The organism is Bradyrhizobium sp. USDA 4474 (assembly GCF_054057515.1).
Genome location: NZ_JBSRZJ010000001.1, coordinates 112,621 through 129,826, shown reverse-complemented (window position 1 = coordinate 129,826; position 17,206 = coordinate 112,621). Strand labels below are relative to the sequence as shown.

Sequence of the window (17,206 nt, the reverse complement as noted above, 5' to 3'; positions counted from 1 at the left end):
ACTTAGTTACTCAGCAGGCTCAATAATTTAGCAGGCCCCCTAGCTGTCCCAAATCGCCTTACGCGAGGACGCAAAGGCGTCTCCGGTTTTACCTTGCGGTGCTTGCGATGTGGGCTCATCTTGAGCGTCACGGAGGGTCGTCGTGCGCTGTAATGACTGTGGACATGACAACCGGGTAGAACGCAAATTCTGCGCGTCGTGCGGCTCCGCACTTTCGCTCGACTGTCCCGCCTGCGGTTTTGCCAACGAGCATGGCGCACGATTTTGCGGCGAGTGTGGCCGCGCGCTTGGAGCGAACGCTGCCGCAGCTAAACCAGCCGCCACCGTCGACGAGGACGAAGGCGATCGCCGTCCCGTCACGGTGCTTTTCTGCGATCTCATCGGTTTTACGCCTCTGTCCTCGACACTGGACCCCGAGGACGTGCGCGCGGTGCTTAAGCGCTTCTTCGCGATGGTCGACGCGATTGTTGACCGCTTCGGCGGCACGATTGACAAGCACATCGGAGACGCCACCATGGCTCTATTTGGAGCACCGCGGGCGCGCGGCAATGATGCGGAACGAGCGATCCGCGCAGCTCTTGAAATACAAGCCAGCGTGCCGGCCCTAGCATCCGGTCTACCCTCCTCCCTAGCGATTCACATCGGGATCGCAACCGGCGAGGTTGTCGCCAGCGCGTTGGGCAGCAGCCACCACCGCGAATACACGGTCACCGGTGAAGCCGCCAATATCGCCGCGCGGCTGCTCGACCGCGCCGGAGCCGGCGAAATCCTGGTGTCCGATCTCGTCTATCAGGCGACAAAACAAGTCGTTGTATTCGAGTCCACGGGTTTGCTGACGCTCAAAGGTGTGGCGCGTCCGATGGAGGCATGGCGGCCACTTGAAATGAAATCGTTGGCTCCGGACGCGCAGAGCTTGGTCGGCCGGCGCTCCGAGCTCGCGCAGCTTCGCGCCATCCTCAACGCCTGTGTCGACGGCACATCCGGAACTGCGGTGCTGATCCGCGGCGAGGCTGGGATCGGCAAGACGCGGCTGCTGGACGAGCTGAAATCGATTTCTGTAGCGATTGGGATGACCTGCGCCGCTGGTTTTGTGCTCGATTTCGGGACAGCGCGTGGCCATGGTGCGGTGCGCACCCTGGTGTCCAGGCTCCTGGAACTCGCCCCGGGCGCTGAGGCGGTCGCCGTCGAGGCCGCGATCGAGTCAGTGGTGGAACGGGCACAATTGCAGACGGATGACACGCTTTATTTTCGTGATCTTCTGGAAATACCGCACAGCGACGCCGCTCGAAAGTTCTACGAGGCGATGGATAACGCGGCGCGCAACAGCGGCAAAGAGCGCGTGATTGCCGCGCTCGTAAGATGGGTGGCAAGGCAAAATCCTCTGCTCATCACCATCGAGGACGTACACTGGGCCGACGCCGAAACGCTCAGCCTGCTCGCGGCGGTGAGCCGTGCGACGGTGTTGAGCCGCACCGTGCTCGTCATGACCACGCGGCTCGACGGCGACAAGCTCGACGCACAATGGCGCGGCATGACCGGCGAGGTAGGCATCGCGACTATCGATCTATCGCCATTGTCGGTGCGGGACGGGCTGGCGATTGCCAGACGTTTCATCGACGCCTCTGCATTCGCCGATCAGTGCGTCGAACGCGCGGGCGGTAATCCGCTGTTCCTCGAGCAGCTGCTGCGAGGCGCCGGCGATTTGACGGATGGGCGCCTGCCCGCCTCGATCCAGAGCGTGGTGCTGGCGCGCACCGATCTGCTTTCGGCGCCTGACCGCCGTGCCATCCAAGCAGCGTCCGTGCTCGGCCAGCGCTTCACTCTCGCCCAGCTCCGGACGTTGCTTCATGACCCGAATTTCGTCTGTGATACCCTGGTTGGCAACGTGTTGCTGCGTCCGACGGCCGACGGCTTTTTGTTTGCGCATGCGCTGGTTCGCGAGGGTATCTACGGTTCGATCACAAACGCTCGCAAACGCGAACTCCACGCCGCAGCCGCTGCGATATTCGTCGACGATCCGGTGCTGCGCGCCGAACATCTGGATTGCGCCGGCAGTGCGGAGGCGCCGCGTGCCTATATCGCGGCGGCAAAGATGCAGGCCGGCCTGTTTCGGCAGGATCAGGCCATCACCCTGGCGTCACGCGGCCTTGCGCTCGCAACCGGCGGCGGGGAGGCAGTTGAACTTGCCACCCTGCTCGGCGACCTCCAGCAGGATGCCGGACGCGGCACGGAATCACTCGAAGCGTACGTTCGCGCGCTGGCGGAGGCCAGCGATGCCGCGGCCCGCTGCCGCGCCCTGATTGGATGCGCCGCGGCAAACCGATTGACGGCTCGTTTGGAGGACGCATCTGCATCGCTATCCGATGCCGAACCTCTTGCCCAGGCGCTCGATGACAGCCGCTCGCTTGCGGAGATCCACTACATCAGGGGAAACTTGCATTTCGTGCGTGGTCAGCTCAATGAGTGCCGCACCCAGCATCAGTCCGCGCTCGAAGCGGCCCGACGGGTGGCATCGCTGGAGTGGCAAGCCCGTGCTTTGAGCGGTCTCGCTGACGCACTCTACATGGATTGTCGAATGGCGACGGCGCTGCAGCATTTCACAGCCTGCGTCGAGCTCTGCGAGGCCGACGGACTAGCAAAGATCATAGCGCCCAATCGCGTCATGATGGGACATTGCAGAATCTATACCTGCGACTTCGATCGCGGCCTTGATGATATGCGCGCAGGCAAGGATGCTGCCATAAGGATTGGCAACCGACACGCCGAAATGTTTGCGGTGCACTCGATTGGCTTCTGCCTGACCGCGGCGGGGCGATATACTGAGGCAGTACGAGAGCAATCGCAAGCACTGGAGCTTGCGCGCTCACTCAATGCTCGGCGTTACGAGGCGGTCATCCTCAGTCATTGCGCGGAGGTGATGCTGGCCACAGGTCGCCGCCAGGACGCGCTGGCACTGGCACGTCAAGGGCGAGATATCTCGGAGCAGACCGGCCACGGTTTTGTCGGCCCGATCTTTTTTGGACTTCTTGCCCTGCTAGAAGACCGGCAGGAAGATCAGGAGGCTGCGCTTGATGCCGCCGAGGCGCTGCTCGAGCGCGGTGCCGTCGGCCACAACCATTTTTGGTTCCGCCGTTACGCCATCGAGCGCGCGATTTTGCTCGGAGACTGGGATGAGGCCGACCGCCAGGCCGACGCGTTGTTACGTCGGACTGCTGATGAGCCGCTCCCGTATGCTTCCTGGGTCGCCCAACGCGGTAAGGCCTTGGCGCGGTGCGGGAGAGGCAAGGATGGTGACGAAGAACTTAGGCTAGTCCTCGAACCCGCGGCGGAAGCCAACATGCGCATCGACGCGCTCGGTGAATCATTGCGCACGCTCTAATTCAAGGCGTGCCTTATCTGCTCAGGCACTCCGGATTCGGTCAATCGCGACGGTTTTGGTCCAGTAAGGTTCGGTCGCCCCCCTAACAGCCGACATTTCTCCGGCCGTGGGATGCGGCGGCTCCGGGCCAAAGGACTAAACCGCTCGCGCGGTAAGTTCGGCAGCCCGCAGCACGGCTGAGAGATAGCGCAACGGGGCGTCCTGTCTTGAGACTGAGGGGTTCGCAACCTTCACCCAGAACAGGAGCATCCCATGACCGACGAGGCAGTGAGCCCGTTGCGCCGGCGCATGATCAAGACATGACGATCCGGAAGTTCGCGCCCAAAACCCAACATGACTATGTGTAGCGGGTCAAGCACTTGGGCTGTTCTCTATCGGGTTGGCCGAAATTTCGGGCGCCTTCCAGATCACCAGACGTTTCGACATGGCTATTCTTCACCTGTTCATCGGCTTTAACCGATAATTCAGTCAAATCCTCTCGCACGCCCATGTAGTTGGTTCTGGTGGTGCTCGCGCTCGGTGCGATCGGTGCCGCCTTAGATGGCGCGATGTGCTAGCAAAGCCGGGCGTGATCGATTAACGGACCCCTAATTGCTCCCCACAAATCGGGCGGGACTTTCCCTGACAAGTTTCAACAATTTCTCACCTGTCGCCTGTAGTCTCGCGATCATGGAAAAACGCTACGTACGCCGGCGGCGCGTCTTCAAAGCCGCGAGGATCGAATTTCCTGGGGGCGCCCTCAGCTGCGTCGTCCGTGACCTGTCGGACGGCGGTGCCAACTTGGATGTACCAAGTCAGATTGGTATTCCGCACGAATTCATGCTGAGCATCCCGACGGCGGAATTGCGCCGGCCGTGTCGAGCGGTGTGGCGTTCGGCCAAGCGGATCGGAATAGCCTTTGCTTCCCGAGACAAAGTGGGGTCGTAAGCCTCAATTCGAGCTCTGAGCTGACTACTGATCGTTGGCCAAACGACATCAGGATCTCGCAACTTCGAGCCGCGTTTCCTCTGCCAGGGCTGCGGCAAGCTGCGGCGCCGATCTCCGGCCCGTTTTGAGCGAGGTGACCAGCGTCGAGCGATAAAGGCGAAAGAGGCCGCCAACTGAGGCGGCCTTACTCTTACTCTTACTCTCTTACTCTTGCTTTTGCTTGGAGTGCATCGCGGCGAGTTCGGCCTCGAACTCGACAACAGCGGCAGCAATGGCGGCCGTCATTTGCGCGTCTGGGAACCGCCCACCAATGCGCCTATAGCGCTGGATCTTCTCTCTCAGCTCTTCGCACTTCTCACACATGGTCACCCCGGCACGGGTATCTGCGGGGGCTTAATTAACAAATGATGTACGTGTTCCAAAACGAAATTGGGCCACTGCAAAATTCAACTTAGGCAACTAGCCTCCGAGACCTCCATCCCGCCAACTTTGGCTTTCCATTTGTAGATACTGGCATCGCTGACGCCGTGCTTCCGACACAGATCGGCAACCGACACGCCAGCCTCGTGCTCCTTCAAAATCCCGATGATCTGCTCTTCCGTAAAGCGGTTGCGCTTCATGCTCTGGTCCTCATATGGGCCAGAGCGAACTTCAATCTGGATTAAGTCCAGTCACGGCATTGACCTCCGGCGCGGGCTCCTGCTGGGTCCAATGACCGCAGCCGGGCCAGGGGCCCAGCATTAGGCGCCGCCGGGACACGAATTTTCGAGCCGGACGGCGTATTTTTTTGGCTCTGTTTTCAACTAAATGAGCAGACGGTTCACTGGTATCCCAGCCACCAACACCGAGCCGCAACCATTTTTGATGATCGGCGAAGCAGTCCCGAAACAAACCTAGCGTAGCCTTCTGGAACTCACTCACGGAGATTTCGGTCATGTGGGCACTCATTGAAGGTCTGTACCGAGATTATTGCCTGACGCGATTGCAGGAGATTCGGAAATACGAGCAGTCGCATTAAGCCATGGCTCGCGCCCCACGATCTCCGGTGACGTCCACTTTTCTCACTGCTTTAGCGATAGCTGTTGCTGTGTGGGCGACGATCGGGGCACCCCCCGAGCCGTCGCATCCGAAGAAGCAAGTCGCCCACGTCTTAGAGCACCCCTGATTAACTCTTGGGAGCAAGACAATGCGGAACGACAAAAACGTTCAATTCCGTGATCTCGACGAGATCTTGTACAACGCGCAACTTCGCCGCTCTGCTGATCTTGGTCGCTGGCTGCGACAATATCTTGAGGAACGTCGTGGCGCCCGCATGAAAAATGAACGGGTGCGAAACCACAAACAATCGTCACGACCCGTTCACCGGCCCGTCTAAAGCTTTGCGCCGAGCCCATCGACAGGTCTTTCGGGCGCGCTCACAATAGGATCAACACCGACTGGGTAGATTCAAGCTTCCTGCCGAGCGGCCATGCTATTTCGCTTGTTCATGAGCGAGTTTCGACATCCGATAGCACGTAGGAGACGTCCAGATCAGCGAGCGTCAATTATCTTTTTCTAAGGCAGATGTGAGCAGTCTTACACCACTCTTGGAGTTTCTGTCACAGGATCGTCCCGCTTCTTCAAACTCAGCATGGGAAATGTTGCCATGAACATTGCAGAACGCGCGGTCATTCGACCACACCTTACTATTCAAAGCCACTGGATCACATATTCGTATGTGGCATTCACGCTCGTCGCGCTCGCTGTGATCTACCTCGCATCTGCGGGGCCGGGATTCACAGAAGCAGAGCTGGCGAGGACCATCGCATGGCCATGATAAATTGCTGATTGCCACGAGCCAGGTTCTGCTCTGTCGCGGCGTTCAACATGTACTTAGTCGCTACCCGCGAACCAAGGGCAGGGCTTTTGACGCCTGCTCCTGTAGCGGCTGGCGATACATTGCTTTTGGAGGCTGTCGCCATGCTTGAACAGATTGCGCGCGTTATGGGTTGGCTTTGCATCGGAGAAATAGCTTCAAGATCGGGTTTGTTGCCCCTTCCCGCGCCCGTCACGGGCTTGATTTTACTTTATGCCGAACTCTCCGTTCGCGGAAAGCTTCCGAACGACTTGGGTGTCCTTGCGGATCGGCTACTCCAATTTCTGGGTATGCTGTTTGTACCGGCTGGTGTCGGCGTGATCGCCTATCTCGGTGTCTTGAAGACCGAAGCGCTTCCGATCTTGGCGGCCGTGATTGGTGGCACTGCGATAACGCTGTTCGTAACCATGGTCGTTGTGAGTTGGCTCGGGTCCACAGCGACGAAAGCTCAGCAGCACGAAGGAACAGCTCGCGATGTCCAGCCTTAGTCATCTCACCAGTATGACCTGGGCCGGCCTGGCGGAAAGGCCGATCCTAGAGACCGCCGCAACGGTTTTTGCATTTCTCGCAGCGAGCCGCATATCGCGCTTCTGTGGCAATCACCCCGTTCTTAATCCAACCCTGATCGCGATTATCCTGATCTCACTCGGGCTCGAAACGACACACATTCCTTACGAAACGTATTTGCGAGGCGCTGACGTTATCCAGTTTATGCTGGCGCCTGCTGTCGTTCTGCTCGCAGTTCCCCTGTTTCGGCAGAGGGCCATCATCCGTGCGTCCGCGCGCTTGATCGCAGTCGGCCTCGCGGTTGGATTGCCCGTTGGCGTCCTGAGCGCTGTCGGAATCGCCTGGATGTTTGGGGCGGATTCTCAGACCATCCTCTCGCTTGCGCCCAAGTCGGTGACGGCGGGAATTGCCGTCGGCATTTCCGAGCAAATCGGCGGCCTCCAGACGCTTACGGTCGTCCTGGTCATCATGACAGGCATCACAGGCGCTATTCTCGGACCGATCATTGCGCGGATTGCACGGATCGATGACCCGCGCGTGGTGGGTCTAACGATGGGCATTGCCTCGCACGGCATTGGCACCGCACGCGCGCTTCAGATCAACGAGGTTGCTGGCGCCTTTTCCGGACTTGGCATGGGGCTGAATGGAGTGCTCACGGCGATCCTCCTGCCTTTGATATGCCGGCTGCTCTGAGCTACTCGCCCGGTGCGATCACCGAGGTGGGCACATTGAGAATTCGGGCTTTTCGTGGCATTCACAAATGATCTAGTACTGCCTCGTTTTCGACGCTGACCGTGCTCCCAAGTTCTATCCAGTTCTGAATTCGCCCCGATCGTTGAATGCGCCCGGTTGGGCCGTCCAGAGCGCAAGACCCAGAAAGGTGCCATTGAGGACACGCGTCGTTCACCCGAGGAAAACACGCGGCTTGGGCGGCAACATAGGCTTGATGGCAATCCATTCATGATCGGGTCGGCATCGAACTTGTGCACATGACAGAAAAAGCTCTAGTTGGCCAGCGCCGCTACCGCAGTGGCCGGGCCAATCAGCGGCCGCGCCAGGTTCTGCTCGGCGCAAGCAGCGGCTTCAATGCGCGGCTGACGCGGCTTCGCAGCGATCGCAGCCGGAGTACGAGGAAATGGGCGCGAATGTGCCTGCGAGCTTCCCAGCGGTAAGCATACGAAGCAAGGCGAGGGATGGGAGTGCTTCATGAAAAGGTCAGGGAACACGATCCTTGTCACGGGAGGCGGATCGGGCATCGGGCGTGCGCTGGCTGAGCAGTTCTCAATTCGCGGAAACCGGGTGATAATCGCCGGTCGCCGACGCGAGGCCCTCGACGAGGTCGTCTACAGTCATTCCGGAATCGAAGGCGCAGTTCTAGATATCAATAACGGTGAAGCAATCGGCAAATTTGTTAACGACGTTCTCGTCCGCCGCCCGACGCTCAATGTTGTAGTCCACTGCGCCGGGATCATGCGGTATGAGCGGGTCACCCGGGCCGGTTTCTCGACGGACATCGCCGAAGCCACGATTTCCACCAACCTTCTCGGCACGATTCGGCTCACGACCGCCTTGCTCCCTCATTTTTTGTCGCGCCCGGACGCCACAATCGTGACCATCTCCTCCGGCCTAGCATTCGTGCCGCTTGCGATGACGCCGACATACTGCGCGACAAAAGCGGCCGTTCATTCCTACTCGCAATCGCTGCGCTATCAATTGAAAGAAACGAATGTCCGGGTCGTTGAAATCGCTCCCCCGTACGTACAAACAGAGTTGATGGGCGCCCAGCAAGCATCTGACCAGATAGCGATGCCACTGAAAGACTATATCAATGAGACAATGGCCATTCTCGACGCCAATCCCGACGTAACCGAGGTGCTTGTCGAGCGGGTGAAGTCTCAGCGGTTCGCAGAGGCGCGCGGCGATTACGATGCCTTTTTCAATGCCTACAACAGTCGAGCCATGGCTGCGCGCGCCGATGAGTGGTGACGATTGAAGAACGAGAGACGACGTCACGGGGATACCCCGCGCCCAAACACCTCTACCAACTATGCCTTCACTGCTGCGGTTCCTGAGCCGTTCACGTGGGCCTATGATGATCTTGGGCTTTTTGTTGCGTATCGGCGCAAGAGCAGCGCACTGATCATCGCTTTATCCCAGGTCGCTATGATCGCAATCGATAGCCGCCTTCGGGCGGCTTTTTTTCTGTGTGAGATGTCGCATAGTGGCCCTAAGCCGAGGTAGCGGAACGAAGTTATCCCCTTCCAGTAAGTCGGCTTAAGCGACTATAATGGGTCGTCGTGACCCTTGGGGCGATGCGTGAAGCGGCGAGAATTTCTCGGCTTGGTTGGTGGATCTGCGGTGTGGCCGCTAGCTGCATCGGCGGTGGAGTCAGTGCCCATCGTTGGATTTCTCAGTGCCCGCTCGCTGTCGGAATCGGCACCTTTGGTCGAATCATTTCGCCGCGGCCTGCGGCAGATGGGGCTGGTCGAAGGCAAGAACGTGAACATCGTATTCGGGTGGGCCGAAGGCCAGTACTCACGATTGCCAGACCTTGCGAAAGAGCTCGTGAACCTTCCCGTCAGCGTCATCTTTGCGGCGGGCGGCTCTCCTGCTGCGCTCGCGGCAAAGGCCTCAACGTCTTCCGTTCCCATCGTTTTCGTGATGAGTGATCCAGTCAATCTTGGACTGGTGGCCAGCCTTAGCCATCCAGGTGGGAATACGACCGGCATCAGCAACCTGGCGTCTGACCTGCCGAGCAAGTCCACACAGCTTCTCAAACAATTGCGACCAGATGCGAAAGCGATAGCCTATCTCGTCAATCCCGCGAACCCGACCGCCTCGCCTAACACCACGCAGGCTTCAGAAGCCGCCAGTGTCTTGGGGGTGGAGCTTCGCATGGCGCACGCAGGGACGCTGCAGGAGATCGACGATGCATTTGCTGACATGGCAAGGCTTGGCGTCGTCGCGCTCCAGGTGATGGCGGACGCATTCCTGGATACCCGGCTCGAACGCATTATCGAGCTGTCGGCAAAATACCGAATAGCCGGATGCTATCCTTGGCGGGACTATGTCGTGGCAGGCGGCATGATGAGCTACGGCACGAACCTCACCGATTCCTATCGACAGGCCGGTATCTATGCCGGCCGGATCATCAAGGGCGAAAGGCCGGCAGACCTCCCGGTCTTGCAACCTACCAAGATCGAACTCGTTCTGAACCTCAAGACCGCCGCCACGCTCGGCATCGCCGTGCCGCCGCAGCTTCTCGCCGTCGCGGACGAAGTGATTGAATGAGGAGGCGTTTGCTGCGGAGCATGACTCGGCTTTTGGCCCATCGCTGCCGCATCCCACGGCCGGGGATATGTCGGCTGTCACTGGTGGACGGAACCTGACTTAAACCGGGCCAAAACGTCGCGATTGACCCTGATGTATGGCCCGGCCGTGCGTTGCAAGTGGTTTTGCCGAGCTGGCGGTGAGCGGTCTTGCATCAATGTATCCGGCCTTTGATTGGAGCATTTGCTCCGGGCCATCATGGATATCAGCGCGCGTGCGTTCTCGTTAGCGGACAGTCCTCGATTGGGCCATTAGGGTCACCAGAGTTCGCATGCGCCGGGAAGACCGAACCTCCATCTCGTCTCATCCTCTCGCAGACCTCGTCTGGAAATTGTCGATAGGGCTACGTCATCGCTTGCTCCTCATATCGCTCAGTTCCTTTGTTCGAGCCAGGGCCGTTCCTTCGTCCCGGCCCGCAGAACGTCGATCGCGTCGCGCGCAGGGGCGGTCAAGGCCAGCCGTCGCGCTTGGCTCGCGGCTGGCTCGGGCGTTGCCAGGCTGCGCCTTGACCGCCCCGAGCACGGCGCGAGGATCAAGCGGGTCGGACGCCTGCCTCGTCGGTCCTCGTCAGCTCGAAGGCGCGTTCTTTAGCCAGCACCGCCCAGGCGATGCGGGCAAGCTTGTTGGCGAGCGCGATCGCGAGCACGTTGTGGTGCAACCGCCTTTTGGCGGCTTCGATCCAGGACTTGAGTCCATAACGTTCCCAGTTCTTTATCCTGACGAGTACAACCCACGCCGCCTGCACGAACAGAACGCGCAGGTAGCGATTGCCGCGCCTCGAGATTTTGCCGAGGATCGTGCGGTCTCCCGTCGAGATCTGCTTGGGCACCAGTCCGAGCCAAGCGCCGAAGTCGCGGCCTTTGGAGAATACGTCTCCAGTGCCGATCGCGGCCACCATGGCGCTCGAAATGATCTGCCCGATGCCTGGCACCGTCATCAGGCGCGAACATGCCTGATCTTGACGGGCTAGTGCTTGGATCTCGCCGGACAGGCCATCGATGCGCTGGTCCAGCCGGCGCCAGTCGCCTGCCACCTCCTCGATGACACGCAACATGCGTGCCGACAGGGCATCGGTGCGCATCGCAAGGATAGTGGGCAGTTCCGTGCGCAAGAAGCCGCTGGCGCACGGCGATCCCGCGTTCCAGCATGAAGGCGCGAATCTGGTTGATGATGCCGGTGCGTTGCGACACCAGCCGCTCGCGCACCCGGTGCAGCGCCTGCAGATCCAGTTGCTCCGCAGTCTTGGTCGCAACAAACTTCATCGTCGGGCGCTGCACGGCTTCGGCAATCGCTTCGGCATCATAAGTCGTTCTTACTTGCTATAGGGTCGGACATATTTGGCCGGCATCAACCTGAAATCGTGACTAAGCGATGCGAGTTTGCGGCTCAGGTGATGGGCGCCGACACAGGCTTCTATGCCGATCAGGCAACGCGGCAGATTTGCGAGCCGCGCCTCCACTTGGCCGCGCGACCACTTTTGCCGCAGCACGATGGCGCCGCGCTCGTCCTGGTCCACGACGTGGAACGAGTTCTTGCCGATATCGATGCCGATCACCGCGATGGCGGTATTGGGTGTCTGAGACATGGTGTGCTCCTTTGGCGCCCCTTGCCAGCTTCGCTTGCTGGCGGGGCAGGAGCACGGCCGGACCATCCCATTAGCGGACGTATCGCACTCAAGTTGCTAAGCTTCGCTGATCAGGGTGCAACTTACACCGTATCGCACGGGCATAAAGAAACCCGTCGGCTTAGATTTGCGGATCTTTCGTCGCATTAGGCCCAGATTCCTTGCGTGCCAAAGAGCACGGCTATGAGCGAAACTAGCAGGCCAATTCCCGAGAAGATGGCGACGGCAATCAAATGATCGGAGTCATTGTTCGACGAGGCGAATTTTCGAGCATAAATGGATGGCTCTGAAATCGACGTTGGCATTATTGTTCCCAAGGATGGTCGGATATCATCGCTCTGTAAGCATCATGATGGTTGCCCTACCTTCGGTTAGGGAGAGGCGGCAACGCTCCGATTTGATGTAACAGCGCAAAGCGGTCGGGCACGCCCCAGTGTTCGACAAGTTTGCCGTCTGCAAAGCGGCAGATGTCGATGACGTCGATCGCGACCGGCTTTCCCGAACGCGGATCGAAGCCTGTCGCCCTGCTGCGCGCCCACACCGTGTCGCCGGCCTCCACGATTGCCTCAATCGTAAGCTTCAAACCCTTAATGCTATGCCTTGCATCTTCGATCTGGGCTTTGAGGATTTGCGGGCCGGGAATGGCTGTTTTTGCTAAATATTCATGCTCCACGATCTGGTCTGCGCAGAACTCATCGGCAACGCTCAAGTCACCTTGAGAAAAGCCGCGGTCGATGATCGCCTTGAAGCTTTCGATATTCGGCGACATGTCCTTCGCTCCGCTTTTCCGGTCGACCGCTGAGGCCATGGTGGCCACTGTCATGATGGCGAATGTACGCCGTGTCAGTCCCATAGCCAGCCCCCCGTCTGGTCGATCTAGCGGAGCAGGAGTAAGAGGCGCTTGTAAAATTCAGTCATCCGCTGGAAAGAAAATATTATTCCAGTCACCGACGAGGCGGCCGGGTGGCAAACCAGCGAATGAGCGGCACTCGCGGATGAAATGCGCCTGATCAAAATATCCGAGTTCGTGAACTATATCGGTCCAGGATCTGGTTGGCTCTTTGCGACGAGCGGCCAAGGCCCGATCGAAGCGAACGGTTCGCGCGAAGAGCTTTGGCGGCAGCCCCGTTTGGGTCGCAAAACGCCGCTGGAATTGCCGGGCGCTAAGACCAGACCCGGCGACAAGACCCTCGATCCGAAAACAGCCTCGCGTTGCGATCAGGCGACGTGAAGCGAGTGCAATTGCGCAGTCTGGCCCGCACTCTTGGAGGATGCCTTCGGCCCAGCGTTCGACCGCAGCGACGCGGTGCGGGAAGTCCGGCGCCATACGCACCGCGTCGCCAAGCTCAATGGCGGACTTTCCAAGAACGTCGGAGGCCGCGGGGTCCTGGTTAACCAAGGATGTCATGTCGATTCCGACCAGCCGGTTCAGCCCGGCCGGTTGAAACAAAATGTTGAAGACGTGGATCGTACCCGACAAGAAGATGTGCGCCCGGCGATAGCTTTGCGGTCCAACGACGCTCATATCCGGCGTCGGGTTCGCTTTGCCACCGTCGATGCGCACCCGATAAGGCTCAGCCAGGTGGATATTGAGGATCTGGTGCGGCCGGGCGGGAACAGGCCATGCCAACACTGAACTTCCCAGCTCGATCCGTCGCTCCTCGAACGCCCGCAAGACGCCTCTCAGCTGAGAGCGGGGTAATGTCCGCTTGATTTCCATCGAGCACCTTGGCGCGACGCAGCTTAGAGCGCGTCGATACCGGCAGCAAGAGCCGAGATTGGCAAGCAGCGCCTTGTATGGTCCATCGCTCTTGTTGAAGCACGGCAAGATGAGTCAGGGCTCTGGTTCTGCGCTGTGCATCATCGCCACTCGCACTATCGAGAGGAACGATATCACACCCTTGTCGTTCCGCTGGTCAGCGCCGACCCGAGGAGGAAGGGTGTGTCGGTGTCGTTCTTGAATGGAGCTTTGATGCCTCGTTACTTCTTTCACCAGCATGTGCGCGGCCAAAAGACCGAAGATACCCGTGGAAAACGATTCCCGACCCATGCCGAAGCGTGCCACCGGGCCGCACAGCAGATGCCTGCCCACCTGAAAAAGGCTGCGGTGCGTTCCCCAACACCTATGTCGCCACCGAAGTATGTGACGGCAAACGGACCCTGCGTGGTGAGGGGAACAGTCGTTGTCGAACGGCGGTAAGGCTGCCTCGGCGGCGGGCGCTCTCGGCATCACCGTGCCGCCCCTCGCTGCGGTGCATGAGTCCGGAAATGGCCCATCGCGACAAAGTCGGCGCGGCCCGTCTATGTCGGCGATCAGCGGTAAAGCAGACGCGGCATCTGTCCATCGTAGACGACGCGATTGACCCCGAACAGACATCGCTTCGAGCGTTCGGCTATCGTGTGAGCGGTTGACCTGCTAGCATACAGGCGGCCGGCCAAAACCATGTCCGTCGATCGCACATCCGCCGTTGAGAGGGCACAATGCGCAGCCGCCGCATGATGATGATGGTTGTAGTCCTGGGAATGATTGCCACGACGGACAACGCTCTCAGTCAGCAGAAGACACTGACGGAGCAACTGTTAGGCGCCTGGGACCTAGTCTCATTCAATTCCGTGCACGCGGACGGCAGCAGGCTCACGGTGTTTGGCGACGATCCAAATGGGATTGCGTTTTTCGATGGGACGGGCCACTACATTATTACGGTAATGCGTTCCGACCGTGCCAAATTTGCCGCCAACGATCGAACGAAGGGCACGGCCGACGAATACAAGGCAACGGCCCAAGGCACGATCACCTACTTTGGCACGTACACCGTCAGCGAGCCAGATCGCGCCCTCAACATTCATGTTGTGGGCAGTTCATTTCCGAACTGGAACGGGACGGACCAGAAGCGAACGTTCGCAGTCTCGACGGACGAGCTTAGGCTGACGAACGCCGTTGCATCGACCGGAGGGACGACCGAGGTCGTTTGGAAGCGAGCCAAGTGAGCCACGCCATTCTGCTTCGTTATTTGGAAGTCCGGTCCTGGCCCTTCGGCGACCTCGGGACACGTCCGGTTTTCCGCCGCTGTCGGGCCTTGTGTGTTTCGGCATGGAATAAGGACCCCGTTTTCGGGGTGATCGGCATCCAATCGGGACCCCGGGATAAGGGTCCACAGTGGCTTCCATCGAGTCATGGAAGCCGAGGTTGGGATGCTGGTGGTGGAGACGATTGGTAGGATCCGTCGCGCCTACTTTGTTGATGGTCGTCCGATCAAGGCGATCTGCCGAGAACTCGGCGTATCGCGGAAGGTGGTTCGCAAGGTCATTCGTTCTCAGGCGACGGAGTTCCGGTATGAGCGCGAGACGCAGCCGCTCCCGAAGATGGGTGCCTGGAGTGCCGAGCTTGACCGATTGCTGGCAGGGAATGCGAGCAAGTCGGCGCGGGAACGGCTGATGCATCCGGCTATTCGAAGAGCTTCGCGGCCTGGGTTACGCCGGCGGCTATGATGCGGTTCGTCGATATGCACGACGATGGAGCAAGGAACGCGGCACCTCGACAGCGTCGGCTATGTGCCGCTCAGCTTTGCACCAGGCGAAGCCTACCAGTTCGACTGGAGCCACGAAGTCGTCCTGCTGAGCGGCACCACGGTGATGGTGAAGGCTGCTCATGTCCGGCTCTGTCACAGCCGCATGCTGTTCGTGCGGGCCTATCCGCGAGAGACGCAGGAGATGGTGTTCGACGCCCACGACCGGGCGTTCGCCCTGTTCAAAGGCGCCTGCACCCGCGGCATCTACGACAACATGAAGTCCGCCGTAGAGACGATCTTGGTCGGTAAAGGCCGTATCTACAATCGCCGCTTCCTGCAGATGTGCAGCCACTATCTGGTCGATCCGGTCGCCTGTACGCCAGCGTCGGGCTGGGAGAAGGGGCAGGTCGAGAACCAGGTCGGGCTGGTCCGCGAACGCTTCTTCACGCCGCGGCTGCGGTTCAAACATCTCGACGAGTTAAAGGCCCGGCTGATCGACAAATGCATCGCCTACGCCAAGGCTCATCGCCATCCGGAGCTGGCCGATCAGACGATCTGGGACGTGTTCGAAGCCGAACGCCCCAAACTCGTCCCCTATGCCGGCCGCTTCGACGGCTTTCATGCGGTGACGGCATCGGTCTCCAAGACCCGCCTGGTGCGCTTTGACAACAACGAGTACTCGGTCGCAGCCGCGGTCGGACGGCCGGTCGAGGTTCAAGCCCATGCCGATCGCATCGTGATCCGTCAGGATGGACGCATCGTTGCCGAGCACCCGCGATCCTTTGGCCGCGGGGATACCGTCTACGACCCCTGGCATTATGTGCCGGTGCTCGCCCGCAAACCCGGCGCCTTGCGCAACGGTGCTCCCTTCAAGGACTGGGTGCTGCCGGCCGCGATCGAGCGAATCCGGCGCAAGCTTGCCAGCACCGATGATGGCAATCGGCAGATGGTCGACATCCTCAACGCGGTGCTGACTGACGGTTTGCCCGCGGTGGAAGCGGCCTGTGCCGAAGCGCTCAGTCACAGCGTCCATTCCGCCGATGTCGTGCTCAATATCCTGGCCCGTCAACGTGAACCCGCCCCACCGGCCAACATCATGACGCCGGCCGCACTGACGCTCCGTCATGCACCAATCGCCGATTGTGCCCGCTACGACAAGCTCCGGAGGACCATCTGATGGAACGAACCCAAATCTTGGATCTCATGGGCGAACTCAAGCTCTACGGCATGAAGGCTGCCTTCGACGAGATCATGGCAACTGCCGTCAAGCGCCAGCATGAGCCTCAGCGCATTGTCGGCGACCTGCTCAACGCCGAGATCAACGAGATGCAGGCCAGGTCGATCAAATACCAGCTCACCATTGCCAAGCTGCCGCTTGCCAAGGACATCGCCGACTTCCAGTTCGACGGTACGCCGATCAATCAGACTCTCGCCAATGATCTCGCTGGCGGCGGCTTTATCGCCCAGCAACGGAACATCGTGCTGGTTGGCGGCACCGGCACAGGCAAGACCTTCTGGCCATCGCCATTGCCAGAAGTTGCATCCGCGATGGTGCCAGAGGACGCTTCTACAACGTCGTCGATCTCGTCAACCGGCTCGAGACCGAGACCCGCAACGGACGGCAGGGACGGCTCGCTGAGCATCTGAGCCGCATGGACTTCATCGTTCTCGACCAGCTGGGCTATCTGCCGTTCGCGCAATCGGGCGGTCAGCTCCTGTTCCACTCATCAGCCGGCTCTACGAGCGCACCTCCATCATTGTCACCACCAATCTTGCGTTCGGCGAATGGCCCAGCGTGTTCGGCGATGCCAAAATGACCACCGCGCTACTCGACCGATTGACCCCATCACTGCGACATCGTTGAGACCGGCAACGACAGTTGGCGATTCAAAGCCGCGACGATGTTCAAACAACCCGCGCTCGCGCCGCCTCCGCAACCCCGACCAGCTCCGACGACCCGAGCGCTACCAACAGAGCGCGCCGATCAAAGGACTCCCTTTTGGATGCCGATAGTGGGTCGCAGCCGAACGCCGATTGACATCCCGGCATTACAGAATCACAACCGCCAGGCAAGA

General features: G+C 59.8%; 11 protein-coding genes and 4 pseudogenes. 10 read left to right on the top strand and 5 right to left on the bottom strand.

Annotation, left to right across the window (positions count from 1 at the left end; genetic code table 11):
- The first annotated feature begins 142 nt into the window (after positions 1-142).
- Both ACVW16_RS00585 and ACVW16_RS00580 read left to right on the top strand, forming a co-directional pair.
- Positions 143-3,379 carry an adenylate/guanylate cyclase domain-containing protein gene (locus ACVW16_RS00585; RefSeq protein WP_456705387.1) on the top strand — a complete coding sequence of 1,079 codons (3,237 nt, stop codon included), beginning with the start codon at positions 143-145 and terminating at the stop codon, positions 3,377-3,379.
- Positions 3,380-4,048: 669 nt separating this feature from the next.
- The gene (locus tag ACVW16_RS00580) at positions 4,049-4,306 is read left to right on the top strand and encodes a PilZ domain-containing protein (protein ID WP_456705388.1); all 258 of its coding nucleotides are present in this window, start codon (positions 4,049-4,051) and stop codon (positions 4,304-4,306) included.
- Positions 4,307-4,758: 452 nt separating this feature from the next.
- Here the strand turns inward: ACVW16_RS00580 and ACVW16_RS00575 are convergent.
- Together ACVW16_RS00575 and ACVW16_RS00570 are read right to left on the bottom strand one after the other, a co-directional pair.
- Positions 4,759-4,926, bottom strand: a pseudogene (locus ACVW16_RS00575) (transposase); the annotation flags it as partial.
- Positions 4,927-4,957: 31 nt separating this feature from the next.
- Complete coding sequence (locus tag ACVW16_RS00570) at positions 4,958-5,242, bottom strand: hypothetical protein (protein WP_456705389.1); 285 nt, start codon at positions 5,240-5,242, stop codon at positions 4,958-4,960.
- Positions 5,243-5,492: 250 nt separating this feature from the next.
- Between ACVW16_RS00570 and ACVW16_RS00565 the strand changes: the two genes are divergently transcribed.
- The 5 genes from ACVW16_RS00565 to ACVW16_RS00545 all read left to right on the top strand — a co-directional run bounded on the left by ACVW16_RS00565 (position 5,493) and on the right by ACVW16_RS00545 (position 9,959).
- A complete protein-coding gene (locus tag ACVW16_RS00565; RefSeq protein WP_456705390.1) occupies positions 5,493-5,681 on the top strand; it encodes a hypothetical protein in 189 nt (62 codons plus the stop codon).
- Between the two features lie 584 nt (positions 5,682-6,265).
- Positions 6,266-6,649 (top strand): CidA/LrgA family protein, encoded by a 384-nt coding sequence (locus ACVW16_RS00560; protein WP_456705391.1) that lies wholly within the window; start codon positions 6,266-6,268, stop codon positions 6,647-6,649.
- Positions 6,636-7,361: an LrgB family protein gene (locus tag ACVW16_RS00555; protein WP_456734498.1), complete on the top strand. Its 726-nt coding sequence runs from the start codon at positions 6,636-6,638 to the stop codon at positions 7,359-7,361. The genes ACVW16_RS00560 and ACVW16_RS00555 overlap by 14 nt, the downstream gene beginning before the upstream one ends.
- A gap of 513 nt (positions 7,362-7,874) precedes the next feature.
- Complete coding sequence (locus ACVW16_RS00550) at positions 7,875-8,654, top strand: SDR family oxidoreductase (protein WP_456705393.1); 780 nt, start codon at positions 7,875-7,877, stop codon at positions 8,652-8,654.
- A gap of 330 nt (positions 8,655-8,984) precedes the next feature.
- Positions 8,985-9,959: an ABC transporter substrate-binding protein gene (locus tag ACVW16_RS00545; protein WP_456705394.1), complete on the top strand. Its 975-nt coding sequence runs from the start codon at positions 8,985-8,987 to the stop codon at positions 9,957-9,959.
- Positions 9,960-10,530: 571 nt separating this feature from the next.
- Here ACVW16_RS00545 and ACVW16_RS00540 read toward each other — a convergent pair.
- From ACVW16_RS00540 to ACVW16_RS00530, 3 genes and pseudogenes are all read right to left on the bottom strand, one after another.
- A pseudogene (locus ACVW16_RS00540) lies at positions 10,531-11,583 on the bottom strand (IS110 family RNA-guided transposase).
- A gap of 400 nt (positions 11,584-11,983) precedes the next feature.
- Positions 11,984-12,391, bottom strand: a complete 408-nt coding sequence (locus ACVW16_RS00535) for an ester cyclase (protein ID WP_456705395.1) — start codon at positions 12,389-12,391, stop codon at positions 11,984-11,986.
- Positions 12,392-12,532: 141 nt separating this feature from the next.
- Complete coding sequence (locus ACVW16_RS00530; protein WP_456739133.1) at positions 12,533-13,297, bottom strand: helix-turn-helix domain-containing protein; 765 nt, start codon at positions 13,295-13,297, stop codon at positions 12,533-12,535.
- 806 nt (positions 13,298-14,103) lie between these two features.
- On the opposite strand from ACVW16_RS00530, the gene ACVW16_RS00525 reads away from it, so the two are divergent.
- The 3 genes and pseudogenes from ACVW16_RS00525 to istB form a co-directional block, all read left to right on the top strand.
- Entirely contained in the window at positions 14,104-14,610 is a 507-nt protein-coding gene (locus tag ACVW16_RS00525) for a lipocalin-like domain-containing protein (protein WP_456705397.1), read from the top strand.
- 204 nt (positions 14,611-14,814) lie between these two features.
- Positions 14,815-16,411 (top strand): annotated as a pseudogene (gene istA / locus ACVW16_RS00520) (IS21 family transposase).
- A pseudogene (gene istB / locus ACVW16_RS00515) lies at positions 16,308-17,023 on the top strand (IS21-like element helper ATPase IstB); the annotation flags it as partial. The pseudogenes istA and istB, both read left to right, overlap by 104 nt.
- Positions 17,024-17,206 lie beyond the last annotated feature (183 nt).

Excerpts from the sequence above, each read along its gene's own strand:
- ACVW16_RS00580 (WP_456705388.1), top strand. The coding sequence starts at position 4,049 with ATGGAAAAACGCTACGTACGCCGGCGGCGCGTCTTCAAAGCCGCGAGG.
- ACVW16_RS00570 (WP_456705389.1), bottom strand. The coding sequence starts at position 5,242 with ATGACCGAAATCTCCGTGAGTGAGTTCCAGAAGGCTACGCTAGGTTTG.
- ACVW16_RS00565 (WP_456705390.1), top strand. The coding sequence starts at position 5,493 with ATGCGGAACGACAAAAACGTTCAATTCCGTGATCTCGACGAGATCTTG.
- ACVW16_RS00560 (WP_456705391.1), top strand. The coding sequence starts at position 6,266 with ATGCTTGAACAGATTGCGCGCGTTATGGGTTGGCTTTGCATCGGAGAA.
- ACVW16_RS00555 (WP_456734498.1), top strand. The coding sequence starts at position 6,636 with ATGTCCAGCCTTAGTCATCTCACCAGTATGACCTGGGCCGGCCTGGCG.
- ACVW16_RS00550 (WP_456705393.1), top strand. The coding sequence starts at position 7,875 with ATGAAAAGGTCAGGGAACACGATCCTTGTCACGGGAGGCGGATCGGGC.
- ACVW16_RS00535 (WP_456705395.1), bottom strand. The coding sequence starts at position 12,391 with ATGTCGCCGAATATCGAAAGCTTCAAGGCGATCATCGACCGCGGCTTT.
- ACVW16_RS00525 (WP_456705397.1), top strand. The coding sequence starts at position 14,104 with ATGCGCAGCCGCCGCATGATGATGATGGTTGTAGTCCTGGGAATGATT.